This window comes from Bradyrhizobium sp. BTAi1 (genome assembly GCF_000015165.1).
GTDB lineage: Bacteria > Pseudomonadota > Alphaproteobacteria > Rhizobiales > Xanthobacteraceae > Bradyrhizobium > Bradyrhizobium denitrificans.
In genome coordinates, this window is the sequence record NC_009485.1 from 1117202 (window position 1) to 1130432 (window position 13231).

Sequence of the window (13231 nt, forward strand, 5' to 3'; positions counted from 1 at the left end):
CCTGCGTAAAGAGAGAGGCAATGCAGACTGAAAATCGGCTAGTCGTCTTCTACTATGGCAGCTTCCTGCCGCCGGCCAATGGCTCGCATGTTCGTATCACCTCGATGCTGGACCGCCTTGCGCAGGAATTCAGCAACATCACGCTCTACTCCTACGACAATCATCCGGAATGTCCTTGGACGCCCGCGGCGGAAGCGGCGTTCCGCCAGCGGTGGCCGGGCGTCGAGTTGGTGATCGAGCGCCACACCAAGCTGTTGCGTTATGTGACGCGGGCGAAAAACCTCCTCGTCTCGCTGTTTCCCTGGCTCGCAGCCCAGATCCTGCGGCTGTCGGCCAACGGCACGACGCCGAAATTCGATGCGCTCAGATCGCGCTCCAATCTCTTCATCGTGAGCTATGCCGAAGGTCTCGCCCAGCTCAACGGCGTCGAGACGTCGCGCTGTATTGTCGAGACGCACGACGTCAACTTCCTGAAATGGTCGAAGCTGCATCACCGGAGTCCGGTCTCGCTGATGCCGCTGCGCAAGCTGCGCGGCGAGGTCGGGGCACTGGAAGCCGTGCGCGGCGTGCTCGCGATCTCCTCGGCCGAGACAGCGTTTTTCAAGATGATGCTGTCGTCGCCCACGATCTCCTACGTTCCCTCTTGGGAGCGGCCGAATTCCACGGCGGATCTGGCGCAGCAGCACTATGATTTCGATCTCATTTTCGTCGGCTCAGAATACGAGATGAATGTGCGCGGCCTGACCACGCTGCTCAAGGAGCACGGATCATGGCTGGCCAATTATCGGATCGCGGTGTGCGGCAAGGTCTGCGATCAGCCGGCCGTGATCGCCGCCGCCGCTGAATTTCCGAATGTCGAGCTGCTGGGTTTCGTCGACCGTGTCGAGGATATCTATGCGCGCAGCAAGGCGGCGCTGGCGCCGGTTGATGGCACCGGGCTGAAGATCAAGGTCGTGAGCGCGCTGGCGGCGGGGATGCCGGTCCTGGCATCCACGCATTGTCTGGAAGGGCTTCCGGCCGGCCATGAAGGCGCCGTTTTCGAGATCGACGAACGCACCGCGCACATGATCTTGAATCAACCGGAACGCCTCGCGGCAGCAAGGGAGGCAGCACGGCGTTACGACGCCCTGCTGAAGGCGAGCGGCGATCTGTCGGCGCTGCTCGGCACGATCCATGCCTTCTTTTCCGAACCGGCAAGTTCCGAGGCCGAGTTGACGTTCGCGCCGTCTCGCCCGGTCCAAGCCTTGTCGTCATGACCTATCGTTCCCGTCGCGAGCCATCACCGAGGCGGCGCCCAACCAGTTCCCGGAGTGAGTTGCATCATGAGTACCCAGGTCGAGATTGCGGTCATCGGCGCAGGCCCCTACGGGCTGTCGGTCGCGAGCCATCTTCTTGCGCAAGGACGCGAGGTCCGCGTCTTCGGTCTGCCGATGCAGACGTGGCACGAGGCGATGCCGGTCGGCATGAAGCTCAAATCGGAAGGGTTCGCGTCCAATCTGTCCGATCCCACCGGTGAGCTGACGCTCGAGCGCTATTGCCAACTGAACGGCCTGCCTTATTCGCATACCGGAACTCCGGTGAAGGTGGAGATCTTCTCGGCCTATGGCCGGGCCTTCCAGCAGAAGTTCATCCCGCATCTCGAACCCCGGATGGTCTCGTCGATCGAAAGGGTCCCGAATGGCTTTGCGCTGCGGCTGGACGATGGGGAAGGGGTCCGGGCGCGGACGGTCGTCGTCGCAACGGGCATCAAGGCCTTCAGCTACACGCCGCCCGAGCTCGATGGGTTGTCGAATGACCTCGTGACACATGCCTCGTGCTACGGCGACGCTGAGCATCTCGCCGGGCGAGACGTCGCGGTGGTCGGCGGGGGCGCTTCGGCAACCGACATTGCGGCCTTGCTTCGCGCGCGCGGAGCCAACCCGTTCATCGTCACCCGGCGGCCGAGCATCCGCTTTCAATCAGCCTTGGGTCAGCGCTCTCTGCTCGACCGGATCAAGGCGCCGATGACCGGACTGGGCCCGGGCTGGAAGTCGGTGCTGTGCGTTCACGCGCCGCTCGTGTTCCACGCCATGCCAGAGGACTTCCGCGTCGACGTCGTCCGACGCTATCTCGGTCCGGCGCCGGCCTGGTTTGTGCGGGACCAGGTCGAGGGACATGTGCCGGTTGTCGCCGACGCAAAGGTCGCAAAGGTCGAAGCCGGCGGACGGGGCGTGCGCCTGCAGATCAGCCACTCCGATGGTGCGACAAGGACGTTGGAGGCCGATCACGTGATCAGTGCGACAGGCTATCGCGTCGATCTCGACCGCCTGACGTTTCTTGGCGACGGGATCCGCTCGTCGCTGCGCAGGTCGGACACCGCGCCGGCGCTGTCGCGGCATTTCGAGTCGAGCGTCCCGAACCTCTATTTCGTCGGTCCCGCCGCCGCCAACAGCTTCGGACCGTTGATGCGCTTCGCCTATGGTGCCGACTACACCGCCAGGCGGCTGTCGCGCCATCTGGCCGGAGTCTCGGTTCGCAAAGGCAACCGGCAGGATGAACGGTTCACGGCGCTGAGCTCCGAGAGGTCGCGTCCGTGATCCGGCCCGGCCGCCCCGCGGTCGTCGATCCGGTCTCGCCGGACCGCGTGGATCTCGCGGCGGACGCGATGGAGGCGAGCGGGCCGATTGAGGGCGAACGCTGTCCCCCAGGCAAGCCGCGCGTCTTGTTCGTCGCCATCGTCAACAATGTCGGCTGCGAACGGGTCGTCGTCGACATGGCGCAACATGGGGCGCTGTGTGCTCTTATCAGCCCGCCCGACTTCTATGCCGCGTCGGTGAGCGGATTGACGCGACACATCCCGCTTCCCTCTTTCAGCAGCGTCTGGCTGACCTCTTTGTTCGTTCGCCGCCGGCTCGAACAGGTCGTGAGAGACTGGTCGCCCGAGCTGATCGTGCCGCTGGACGACATCGCAGCCTGGCTGCTCCGCAGCCTTGTCGCAACTCGTCAGCTTTCGGCCGGCGCACGCGAGATCCTGGTTCGGTCGCTTGGTGCCCCCCACGGCTATCGGACGGCGACCAGCCGCCATCTGCTCATGGAGCTCGCTGCGCGCCTCGGTCTGCGCAAGCCGCACCACGCGGCCGTGACCGGAGCATTTGCGGACGAAGATCCGTCTGATGATGACTGGTCGTTTCCGCTGTTCCTGAAGACGGAGCACACCTGCGGAGGCTTCGGGGTCGAAGTCGTGCAGGACCGCTCCCAATTCGCCCAGCGCGTCGCCGCACAGCGGCGCGGCGGCTCCGGGATACGCCGTCTCGCATCGACAGCGAAACATGCGCTACAGCGCGCAGCCGGATTCGATCTGTGGGCCTCGGCGGACATGATCGCCCAGACCCATGCGGTGGGACGGCCTGCCTTTCGCACCGTCAGCACCTGGCAAGGCCGCGTGCTGGCTGGCGTCAGCTTCGTCGCCGAGCAGATCCATCCGGAGCCGACCGGCGCCAGCACCGTCATTCGTCATGTCGAGAACCAGGAAATGGCCGAGACCGCGGCTGCGCTGACCGAGGCGCTCGGCTGCTCCGGCTTCGTCAGCTTCGATTTCATGCTCAACACCGAGGATGAAACGGCCACGCTGATCGAGATGAACCCGCGCTGTGTCGGCAGCTGTCATCTGGGACAATTGTTCGGTCAAGATCTCGCCGGCGCCCTGATGTCGGAGGTCAGCGGTCGCCAGCATACGCTCTCGGCCGAGTCGGCTGATGAGCGGCTGATCGCGTTGTTTCCGAAAGAGCTCGATCGCGATCCGAAGAGCTTCTATCTGAGCTCCTCTGCCGTTCGACACGACGTGCCGTCCGCCGAGCCCGCGCTCGTCGCCGCGCACGAACGCGACCTCGTCGCGCGACATCCGGCGGATGCCCGCTTGATCCGCCGCCATATCAGCCAGGGTCCGGTCGATCGTCCCAGCCCCGAGGCGCAGCGCGGGCATTACACGAGCGCTTCGCATCTTACGGGCGAATTCGTGTGCAACGCATCGGGGTCATCCGGCCGCGATCGCTGAGTGCGGATATGGCCTCCCGGCTTCGCCCCGGCGGGCCTGAGCCCTGTCAGGCTGATTTGGGCCGCACCGCCGGCCGCCACCAGCCCTTGATCAGCTCCTCGCGGCTTTCAGCCTGATGCAGCAGGTCGGGACGGTATTTGCTTGGAATCGCGGCCTCGACCTTGCTCAGTGATCGCGACGCATCTCTTGCGTCATCGACATCCACGAACCGGTGCGTCGCGATGATCCGCGCATTGGGCATCATGTGTTGGAAGCCGAGATTGGCAAGGCCGCCAAGTTGCAGCAGCTCGGTCGGCGAAAGGTCGAGTCTGATCTGACCTTCGGCGGGCGCCTTGCGCCGGACGCCGGCGCCATGCCCGATCCGCCAGCATTCCTCGCCCAGAGCCGCACCGAGAACCCAGAGCAGGGACGGGATGGGGTCGGTCTCGCGCCGGCGCGGCTCGGAGCTCTGTGCGAGCATCCTGGAGAGGTTCTTCAGCGCGTTTTGGATGTCGGCGCCCGGGGTGCTGGCCAGATGGGACGCCATGCCGACCTGCAGCTCGCGGACCGCTTCCTCGATTCCTCTGATCCGTCCGCGCGCCTGGTAGGACCGTCCGCAGGACCAGGCGAAATAGAACGAGGCCCCCAACAGCGTGAGCATTCCGTAAAGTACGATATCCACGTCGGCCCCCGTGAGTACCTCGTCGTGTGAGGTAAAATTAGCCGCTCTTGGTTAACGTCCGTTTTACGGGTCGAGTCCGGTTGATCCCGGATCACCCGTTAACGTCAGGTTGACCATAAGCCGCGGCGGATCGCTTTCATTAACGAGGTCCTCAGAGGGAACTCTCATCCTCCTTGACGGAGGGTGATCGGGATGAGCGAGGCAAAGCTGAGCAGCCAGCATTGCAGGGCGATCTGCAATGAGGTTGGCGAGCGATTGCGGTATTACCTGGATCGGAGCTCGACCAGCGTTCCGCCGCGGCTGTTGGAGCTGTTGCAGCAATTGGCGCTGCGCGAGGTGGAGGCGCCGTCGATCGTGCCCGACATGCCCGAGGAGCGCGTGGAAGCAGCCCGCCTCATTGCCGCCGAATGAGTCCTCGATCTTTCAGTACCTTGAGGCTGGTCCGAATTCTCAAACGTCAATCTCATAAGTCAATCCTGGGCGCTGACATGATCGAGACCGGTGTTGTCCGCGAGCCTGCCGGAGCCGAGAAGAGGCCGGATCTGATCGGCATCCAGATGCTGCGCGGCCTGGCTGCGTCGATGGTCGTGCTGCATCACACGCTCGAGGAGTCGCTCGCGTCCAAGGCCGCGCCGACCAGCCCGGATTGGCTGACGACGTTCGGCGCGTCCGGTGTCGACATCTTCTTCGTGATCAGCGGCTTCGTCATGGTCTATGCGAGTTTCGCCTCCGAGCGTCCCTCCATCGGCGCCGGGACGTTTCTCGCCAAGCGATTTGTCAGGATCTATCCGTTCTACTGGACATGTCTGCTGCTGATCCTGATCCTTTGGGGGCTCGGATTCTATCGCAAGCTGGATCCCACGCCCGGCATCTGGCTGCGCGCGGTGCTCCTGTTGCCGACGGACCAGCCGGTCCTGACCGTCTCGTGGACCCTGGTCTACGAAATGTATTTCTACATGCTGTTTGCGGCTGCCTTGTTTCTGCAGTGGTCGCGCCACGTCGCGGTGTTCGGCATCACGACCGCGATCGCGGCCTTGCTGGCGGCAAGCCTGCTGCTCGGCGACCGGGAGGACTTCCTGTCCAATCCCATCGTCATCGAGTTCTGCATGGGCATGCTGCTCGCAACCGCATTTCGTCGCCTGCACGTGATGCCCGCGTGGATCGGGATCGCCGCCGGACTGTCCGCCATCGTCCTGGCTTCGCTGTTCGTCCCGCATGAGACGACGAATGGACTGCCCCCGGCCGCGCGGGTCGTCGCCTGGGGACTTCCGGCGCTGCTCATTGTCGCGTCCTCGCTGAGTCTCAAGGCGGTCGGCTCAAGGCTTGAGCGCGCGATGGCATGGCTCGGCGACTGCTCCTACGCGATCTATCTCACCCACCCGTTTGTGATGGTCGTGTTCGCGCGCATCGTGAAGAACCAGCCGCGCCTGAGCGAAATGTCGTTGTTGCCGGTGGTGCCGTTTGTCGTCCTCATCTGCCTCGCAGCCGGTGCGGCGGCCCATGTGCTGATCGAACGCAGGCTGCTCGATTTCGGCCGCAGACTGCTGGCCCCGCACCGCTCGGAAGCCGCTCTGCCGCGATAAGAGACGCGCCGGTGATGGCGCGGCCATATTCCATTGTCTTGGATGGTGGAGATCACTTGGTGCTCAGCCTCACCGATGAGGGGGCAGTCTCGCAGCTGAACCTTCGCCGTCGCATTTTAGAGCATGATCCGGAAAAGTGGAAACCGGTTTCCCGAAAAGATCATGCTCAAACAAAGAGGAAAGATCATGATGCGTTTCCGTGGAAGCGCATCATGATCTAGCATCTGGGTGATCGGATAGGCCGGGTGTACCGCGTTGCGACCGCGGTGGGCGCTCGAAGCTCGTGACGCACCATGCCGATCGCAGCAGCGATCCCTATTCTCGTCTTGCCGGGACACCCTCTGGAGGCGCCATTGCTCTTGAGGCCTTGCCGTTCATCCTCGCGTGCGACGATCTTGCCGCAACTCAATCGCCTGCTGCGTGCTTTTCTCGGCTCCGGCTCATGAACTCTGTGCAGCTCGATCACAAAGGAACCGCACTTTCAAGTACCGTGGTCATGAGTGAGGAAGGCATCGAGGCGCGGCGAATTCTGTGGCGCCTGGCTCGCTCCGCGGAGGGCTGCGCGAGTGCCGGTGAGTGACACCTTCGCGCTCAAGGGGGGCCGAATGTTGGATACTCCGAAGTTTGGATCCCCTCGAGCCGCCGAATCCGCTAAAGCTCCGAACGAGATTCGCAGGCTTGCCTGGCATTCGTCAATTCAGCACGAGACTTCAGTGACATCCGCTCTTCGTACCGCCCGCGGCTCAACGCTGCGCAAGAAAGCATCAGCAAAGCAAGCCGCTCCATTGAAGGCCGCTCCGCGGAAGAAGACAGTCGTTGTGACGAAAGCGAGCGCTCCGCTTCGGGCCGGCATTTCTTCCTCATCTCCGCTCGGCATGCTGGCGCTGTATCTCGCGGCGCAATGGCGTGCTTCGGGCCGAGACGGAGTTGTGTTCCTTGCGGAAAATGAGAGTCGAGCCGAACGTTTGGGCTCTATCATCCCCGTCATCGAGCCGGCCTGTGATGTGCTCGTCTATCCGCGCTTGAACACGCTCCCGTTCGATCAGCTTGAGCCGTCACGTGATATTGCAGGCCGACGGAGTTCTGTCCTGAGACGTCTGGCCGGCACAAAGAAGCCGATCCTGCTGATCACGACGGCGGAAGCCATGATGGAGCTCCTGCCGTTGCCCACAAACTGGTCTCGTATCGGATTCCAACTTCGGACTGGGGCGATCTATTCCGAAGCCGACCTTGAGGCTCGCTTGAAGGCCCTTGGGTACGATCTGGACGACAGCCCCGATTATCCCGGTGGAGTCTTGTTTCACGGCAACACCTTTGAGATCTTCCCGGCCGGCGCGCTCGGGCCGTTGAGAATAGAGCACTCCGGAGGACGAATCCGGCGTATCGCAGCGATCAATCCGATGGATCAGGAGGTGATTTCTGAGACGAACGAGCTCTTCATCGATCCGATGTCCGAGCGTCTGGCGTTCAAGGACAGAGCTCGAAAACGATCCAGCCTGTTCGACTACTGTTCGCGCGCCAAGTGGATCGCCGACAGCGCGGTGCCTAGGCACGCCGACACTTGGTTGAGCACGATCGAGGATGCGGCCGCCCGTGGCGAGCGTGACCGTGCATATCTGAGTCGACGCGAATGGGATCAGGCGGCAAAGAAGATCACCCTGTTGGCGCCGACCGTTCCGTTTCGCGCGACGCCGGAGTTCTATAAGGCGTCCTCGCCCCGGAAGGCCCTCCGTGCGTTCATCGAGGAAGCCCAACGCGGTGACGCACGTGTGGTGTTCGTCGCTGCGGTCGAATCGGATCTGCGTCTCATGGCCCGGATGAGCGCTGCCAAAGCCGAATGCGTGCCCGATTGGGCGCACGCGACCGCAAGGGGCAGGCGGCAGGCCGCGTTGCTGGCCGGCTTCGATGCGGGCTTTATCGTTCCTGGAAAGAAGCCGCTCGTGGTCATCACTGCTGCCGACGTGCTCGGCAGCAGGGCCCACCAACCGCAACCGACGAACTGGGCTTGGACGCCTGGCTTCGAGGCGGGTGACCTCCCCGAGCTCGGATCGGTGGTCGTTCATCTGCAACGCGGACTGGCACGCCTTGGCGGCTTGCGATCCATGGGCAGCGGAGATCTTTCGGCGCGCGAGATGGTCAGGCTGGTCTTCGCCGGAAACGACGCCGTTCTCGTGCCTCTCGCGGAATTGGCCCTGATCTGGCCGTATGCTGCTGAACTCGGGAACACCTCCCTGGACAAGGCCGACGGCAGCTCGTGGCGGCCGCGGCGAGCTGCGGCCGAGACAGAGATTCACGTCGTTGCCAAGGAGCTGGCCAAGCAGATGAGGCAGCGCCGGCGGCGTCCAGCTCCGAAGCTTGTGCCGCGCCCGGCGGCCTATGAGAAGTTCGTCGCGCGGTTTCCCTATTTCACCACCCCCGATCAGGCGAAGGCTATTCGCGACGTCCTGGATGATCTTGCATCGGGGCACCCGATGGACCGTATCGTCTGTGGCGACGTCGGTTTCGGTAAAACCGAAGTGGCGTTGCGCGCGGCGGCAGCCGCTGTGCTGGCCGGAAAGCAGGTCGCTATCGTCGTGCCGACGACGGTGCTCGCACGACAGCATTTCGAAACCTTCCGCAAGCGCTTTGCGCCTCTCGGCTTCGATGTTGGAAACCTGTCGCGGGTGGCCTCGGCCGCGGACGCGCGCGACGTGAGGGAGCGCCTCAAGAGCGGAGAACTCAGGATCGTGGTCGGGACCCTCTCGCTGGCATCCAAGGAGGTGAAATTTGCTGACCTTGGCCTGATCATCATTGACGAGGAACAGCATTTCGGCGCTGCCGAGAAAGCCATGCTGTCGAATCTCAATAAAAACGGCCACAGGCTCTGGATGAGTGCGACGCCGATCCCCCGCACCCTCGCGGCCGGCCTGACGGGTTTGCGGGATCTCAGCGTGATCGCAACCCCGCCGGTGCATCGTGTTCCGGTCGCCACCAAGGTGGCGCCGCTGTCGGACATCGCGATCGCCGCTGCCCTGGTTCGCGAGCACAGACGCAACGGTCAGAGCTTTGTCATTTGTCCGCGGATCCAGGATCTCGATCCTCTCCTGGCCAAGGTTCACGCGCTGGTGCCGGAACTCCGTATCAATACCATTCACGGCAAGTTGCCGACGGACGAGATCGACGAGAGATTGATGGGGTTCGTCGAGGGCCGCACCGATGTCCTACTTGCCACCAACATCGTGGAAAGCGGTCTCGACATTCCACGTGCGAACACGATCGTCGTATGCTGGCCGGAAAAATTCGGCTTGGCACAGTTGCATCAGCTCAGGGGACGAGTGGGACGCGGCGGCATCCGCGCGTTTGCGCATTTCCTGACGGAAGGCGGCTCTGACCGCTCGGAAAAGCGGCTCTCGGTTCTCGAGGAATTGAGCCGTCCGGGAGCTGGCTTTGCCATCAGCGCTCGCGACCTCGACCTCCGTGGCGGCGGCGACCTGCGCTCCGATCGACAATCGGGCCACATGCAGGTGTTCGGGCCGACTCTTTACGGCCACCTTCTTACACTTGCGCTGGAGGGAGATCGCGACGGAATGTCCGCGCTCTGGATCCCTGAACTGAATTTGCCCATCCCTGAGCTGCTTCCCGCGAGCTATGTGCAATCGGAGGCCGTCAGGCTCGAGATCTATGCGCGGGCCGCCCGGTGCCGCAGTGATGACGAGCTGGAGGAGCTCGAGGATGAAACGCAGCGCCGATTTGGAAAGCTGCCGTCCGAGGCCGGCAATTTCTTTGCGGTTGCCAGGCTCAGGGTGAATTGCCGGGAACGAGGGATCATGCGTCTCGATGTCGGGCCGGATGCGATCGCGGCGACGATGCTCGCAGGGAAGATCAGGAAGTCGTGCTCGCGGCTGCTGCAGCGCGAGGGCGATCGCGTCGTCTATCCCGGGCGCAGTAGTGAACCTGCTTTACGAAGAGTAGAGCTCTTCTTGGACCTCCTGGACGAATAAGACGAATGAAGAGCGACAGGTCGCTCAATTTGAAGCGATTCTGTGTACCCTCTTCGGGGCAGAGATGAAGGCGATGAAGCGTGCCCCTTGGCCGGGGTGATTGAACATCCTTGTTGTTGCCACAGGGATGATCGTTCGAGCCTGCCCTGGCACGGCATACTCAGATGCATGTGGCGCGTATCGCCGCAATTCAGAGCGACGCGCGTCACATCTGCGGCGCGTCTGAAACAATATAGAACCAAAGATATGCAAACTGATAAGTTGTGGTTGCTTAGCAAGGCGATGTCCTGATGTCTTCGGGGCTCGGCGCGTGCTGCCGAGTTGCATGACGGTGCGCGTCTGCTTTGCGGCGCTTTCAAGGGCGGAAACGATGCCGTCGCTGTTGGCGCGCTTCTTTGGAAAGCGTCGAAGAAGTATCTACGAAGAGAAATCGCTGAATTACCAACATGCTCGTCCGGAGTCGTCGTCCGGCCTGGTGCTTGTTAGACGAGTTCTAGCCGTCGTGTCGTCATCCCGGAATGCTCGTGTGTTAGGAGCGCCCACGTACCGAGAGCTGGAGCTTGGGATGATCGGGATGTCCGAAGGGGTTGCTGCGCGATCGATAGCGGCGGTGGGGTAACGATCTCGTTGAGCCTTGTGAGCTCGTTTGTGCTCGCTTTGGGCGTCGTCGGAGTTCAGTCGCATTCAACTGCGAGATCATATCGACACTTCGTCTGTGGATCACGAGTGGTCTTGGTCGACCTATCAAAGGTCGAAACACGTTCAAACTGTAACGCATCCTGATGTTGTGTCGTCGGCGCAGCGTTACCTTGGAGAGATTAAAAACTTGAGAGGGCGGTATCCTTTTGACTGTCATTCTCAGCTGCATTACTCGTAGCTCATCGCTATCGCTTGTTAGTAGGAGTAGCCGGGCATGATGGTCTTCGACAGGGACGATGTCACCTTCACCGTCGTCGTGAATCACGAAGAGCAATATTCGATCTGGCCGACATTCAAGGACATTCCGAGCGGATGGAATGCGGTCGGTGTGACCGGCAGCAAGAAGGAATGTCTGGATCATATCGAGCGGGTCTGGACGGACATGCGACCGTTGTCGCTGCGCAAGTTCATGCAGGAGAGCCCCCAGACGCCGGCTCAATCCTAGATCCAAGGGGCTGGCACCAATGCGGCTCATCTGTTTGCCTTACGCGGGAGGCAGCGCCATGATCTATGCGCGCTGGAGACGCCTTCTTCCGTCATGGATCGAGGTGGTGCCCCTGGAGTTGCCTGGCCGTGGCGCGCGAATGGATGAGCCTCTGCACACGGAAATGGCCGGACTCGCGGATCAGCTTGCAACTGAGTTGATCGGGACAGCGTGGCGATCGCCTTATGCGTTGTTCGGGCATAGTCTCGGTGGGTTGATTGCCTTCGAGGTCGCGCACGGATTGCTTGCGCGCGGCGCGCCCAGTCCGCAGATCTTGCTCGTATCTGGAACGGAGGCGCCGGCGATGCGTGACGGGAGCCGTTGGCGGGAACCGCTCGACCATGATGCGCTTCGCGGCGAGTTGTCGAGATTGAAGGGCACGCCGTCGGAAGCCCTGGAAAGCCCGGAGATCATGCGTCACGCTCTGCCGATTCTGCGGGCCGACTTCCTGATTTGCGGCAACTACGTCCCGCAACAGCGGAAGCGCTTGCCCTGTCCGATACAGGTTTTCGGCGGTGATCGGGACGAGACGCGCCGGGAGGCGCTCGATGCCTGGCGCGACGAGACATCGGCGTCGTTCAGGCTCGACGTGCTGGCAGGCGATCATTTCTTCATTCATGCGCGGCAGGCCGAATTGGTGAGCCGCATCGCCGCACTGTTGGCACGCCAAAGCCGGCGCCAGCCTGCTGCTGTCGGCGCGGAGCCGTAGCGGGCCGGGGCAGGGAGGCTGGCTGCATTGGCTTCTTGAAGGCAGGGTGATGGCGCGGTCGAGGTGGAAAGCAGGGAGGATTCATGTTCGCAATGCAATCTAAAATTGATGGTGAGGCGCTTCCGTTTCTTTTGCGTGCCAGCCGCAAGCAGCAGTCACTGACGGATGCCGTCAGTGAGCTGCGGGGCATAATCGAGAGGCAGCTCCAGGCCAGCGGCGGGATTCTGTTTCGCGACTTTCATCTCGACGGCGCCGAAGCATTCAGGAGCTTCGCCGCCAGCTTTGGTCATCCGCTGCTCAGCTATGAATTCGGTTCGACGCCGCGCACGCAAGTGAGCTCTGGCGTCTACACGTCGACAGAATATCCGCCGCATCAAAGCATTCCCCTGCACAATGAGCAGGCCTACACGCGCGATTGGCCGTTGAAGATTTGGTTCTATTGCGAACAGCCAGCTCAGCAAGGCGGCGAGACGCCGATCGCCGACAGCCGGCTCATCTACCGCGACATGCCTGCCGCAATCCGGAGCCGATTTGCCGAGAAGGGCGTCATGTATGTCCGTAACTATGGCAGCGGCCTCGACGTAGACTGGCGAGACGTGTTCGGCACGCAATCGAAGGCCGAAGTCGAGGCGTATTGTGCGGCTCATGCGATCGCCTGCGAATGGAAGGACGGCGATGAGCTGCGCACACGCCAGGTTTGCCAGGGCACCGCTGTGCATCCCTTCACGGGGGACAAGGTGTGGTTCAATCAGGCGCATCTCTTCCATGTCTCCAGTCTTGCACCCGAGGTGCGCGAAAGCCTGCTCGACATTGTGAGCGATCCGCTGGAACTGCCCCGCAACGCCTTCTATGGCGATGGCTCGCCGATCGAGGATGAGACGCTCGCTGCTGTCCGCGATGTGCTCGATCGCCACAAGATCATCTTCCCCTGGCAGGCGGGCGACGTCGTGATGCTCGACAACATGCTGACGGCGCATGCCCGCGAGCCGTTCAAGGGGCCGCGCCGGGTCATCGTCGCGATGGCACAAGCCTACGGGCTGCAGTGATCCCAGCCGTCCAGACCACTGATCGAATGCCACGCC

Annotated in this window: 11 protein-coding genes; 10 read left to right on the forward strand and 1 reads right to left on the reverse strand. The window is 62.4% G+C overall.

Going from position 1 to position 13231, the window contains the following annotated elements; genetic code table 11:
• Positions 1 to 20 precede the first annotated feature (20 nt).
• The 3 genes from BBTA_RS05070 to BBTA_RS05080 all read left to right on the forward strand — a co-directional run bounded on the left by BBTA_RS05070 (position 21) and on the right by BBTA_RS05080 (position 4033).
• Positions 21 to 1256 carry a glycosyltransferase family 4 protein gene (locus BBTA_RS05070; RefSeq protein WP_012041374.1) on the forward strand — a complete coding sequence of 412 codons (1236 nt, stop codon included), beginning with the start codon at positions 21 to 23 and terminating at the stop codon, positions 1254 to 1256.
• 66 nt (positions 1257 to 1322) lie between these two features.
• Positions 1323 to 2576, forward strand: coding sequence for an NAD(P)-binding domain-containing protein (locus BBTA_RS05075; RefSeq protein WP_041751246.1), 1254 nt, complete (start codon positions 1323 to 1325; stop codon positions 2574 to 2576).
• Positions 2573 to 4033, forward strand: a complete 1461-nt coding sequence (locus BBTA_RS05080) for an ATP-grasp domain-containing protein (protein ID WP_012041376.1) — start codon at positions 2573 to 2575, stop codon at positions 4031 to 4033. The genes BBTA_RS05075 and BBTA_RS05080 overlap by 4 nt, the downstream gene beginning before the upstream one ends.
• Before the next feature lie 46 nt (positions 4034 to 4079).
• Here BBTA_RS05080 and BBTA_RS05085 read toward each other — a convergent pair whose 3' ends face one another.
• Positions 4080 to 4694 carry a hypothetical protein gene (locus BBTA_RS05085; RefSeq protein ID WP_012041377.1) on the reverse strand — a complete coding sequence of 205 codons (615 nt, stop codon included), beginning with the start codon at positions 4692 to 4694 and terminating at the stop codon, positions 4080 to 4082.
• Positions 4695 to 4886: 192 nt separating this feature from the next.
• Between BBTA_RS05085 and BBTA_RS05090 the strand changes: the two genes are divergently transcribed.
• The 7 genes from BBTA_RS05090 to BBTA_RS05115 all read left to right on the forward strand — a co-directional run bounded on the left by BBTA_RS05090 (position 4887) and on the right by BBTA_RS05115 (position 13195).
• Positions 4887 to 5105: a hypothetical protein gene (locus tag BBTA_RS05090; protein WP_041750347.1), complete on the forward strand. Its 219-nt coding sequence runs from the start codon at positions 4887 to 4889 to the stop codon at positions 5103 to 5105.
• Positions 5106 to 5182: 77 nt separating this feature from the next.
• Entirely contained in the window at positions 5183 to 6277 is a 1095-nt protein-coding gene (locus BBTA_RS05095; protein WP_012041379.1) for an acyltransferase, read from the forward strand.
• Positions 6278 to 6336: 59 nt separating this feature from the next.
• Positions 6337 to 6498, forward strand: a complete 162-nt coding sequence (locus BBTA_RS40635) for a hypothetical protein (protein ID WP_168167871.1) — start codon at positions 6337 to 6339, stop codon at positions 6496 to 6498.
• Between the two features lie 654 nt (positions 6499 to 7152).
• Positions 7153 to 10257: a DEAD/DEAH box helicase gene (locus BBTA_RS05100; RefSeq protein WP_041750348.1), complete on the forward strand. Its 3105-nt coding sequence runs from the start codon at positions 7153 to 7155 to the stop codon at positions 10255 to 10257.
• A 913-nt stretch (positions 10258 to 11170) separates the two neighbouring features.
• Positions 11171 to 11401, forward strand: coding sequence for an MbtH family NRPS accessory protein (locus tag BBTA_RS05105; RefSeq protein WP_012041381.1), 231 nt, complete (start codon positions 11171 to 11173; stop codon positions 11399 to 11401).
• A 19-nt stretch (positions 11402 to 11420) separates the two neighbouring features.
• Positions 11421 to 12149, forward strand: coding sequence for a thioesterase II family protein (locus BBTA_RS05110; protein WP_083780605.1), 729 nt, complete (start codon positions 11421 to 11423; stop codon positions 12147 to 12149).
• Between the two features lie 83 nt (positions 12150 to 12232).
• Positions 12233 to 13195, forward strand: a complete 963-nt coding sequence (locus tag BBTA_RS05115; RefSeq protein ID WP_012041383.1) for a TauD/TfdA family dioxygenase — start codon at positions 12233 to 12235, stop codon at positions 13193 to 13195.
• Positions 13196 to 13231: the final 36 nt, after the last annotated feature.

Coding starts and splice junctions, on each gene's coding strand:
- BBTA_RS05070 (WP_012041374.1), top strand. CDS start 21: ATGCAGACTGAAAATCGGCTAGTCGTCTTCTACTATGGCAGCTTCCTG.
- BBTA_RS05075 (WP_041751246.1), top strand. CDS start 1,323: ATGAGTACCCAGGTCGAGATTGCGGTCATCGGCGCAGGCCCCTACGGG.
- BBTA_RS05090 (WP_041750347.1), top strand. CDS start 4,887: ATGAGCGAGGCAAAGCTGAGCAGCCAGCATTGCAGGGCGATCTGCAAT.
- BBTA_RS05095 (WP_012041379.1), top strand. CDS start 5,183: ATGATCGAGACCGGTGTTGTCCGCGAGCCTGCCGGAGCCGAGAAGAGG.
- BBTA_RS05100 (WP_041750348.1), top strand. CDS start 7,153: ATGCTGGCGCTGTATCTCGCGGCGCAATGGCGTGCTTCGGGCCGAGAC.
- BBTA_RS05105 (WP_012041381.1), top strand. CDS start 11,171: ATGATGGTCTTCGACAGGGACGATGTCACCTTCACCGTCGTCGTGAAT.
- BBTA_RS05110 (WP_083780605.1), top strand. CDS start 11,421: ATGCGGCTCATCTGTTTGCCTTACGCGGGAGGCAGCGCCATGATCTAT.
- BBTA_RS05115 (WP_012041383.1), top strand. CDS start 12,233: ATGTTCGCAATGCAATCTAAAATTGATGGTGAGGCGCTTCCGTTTCTT.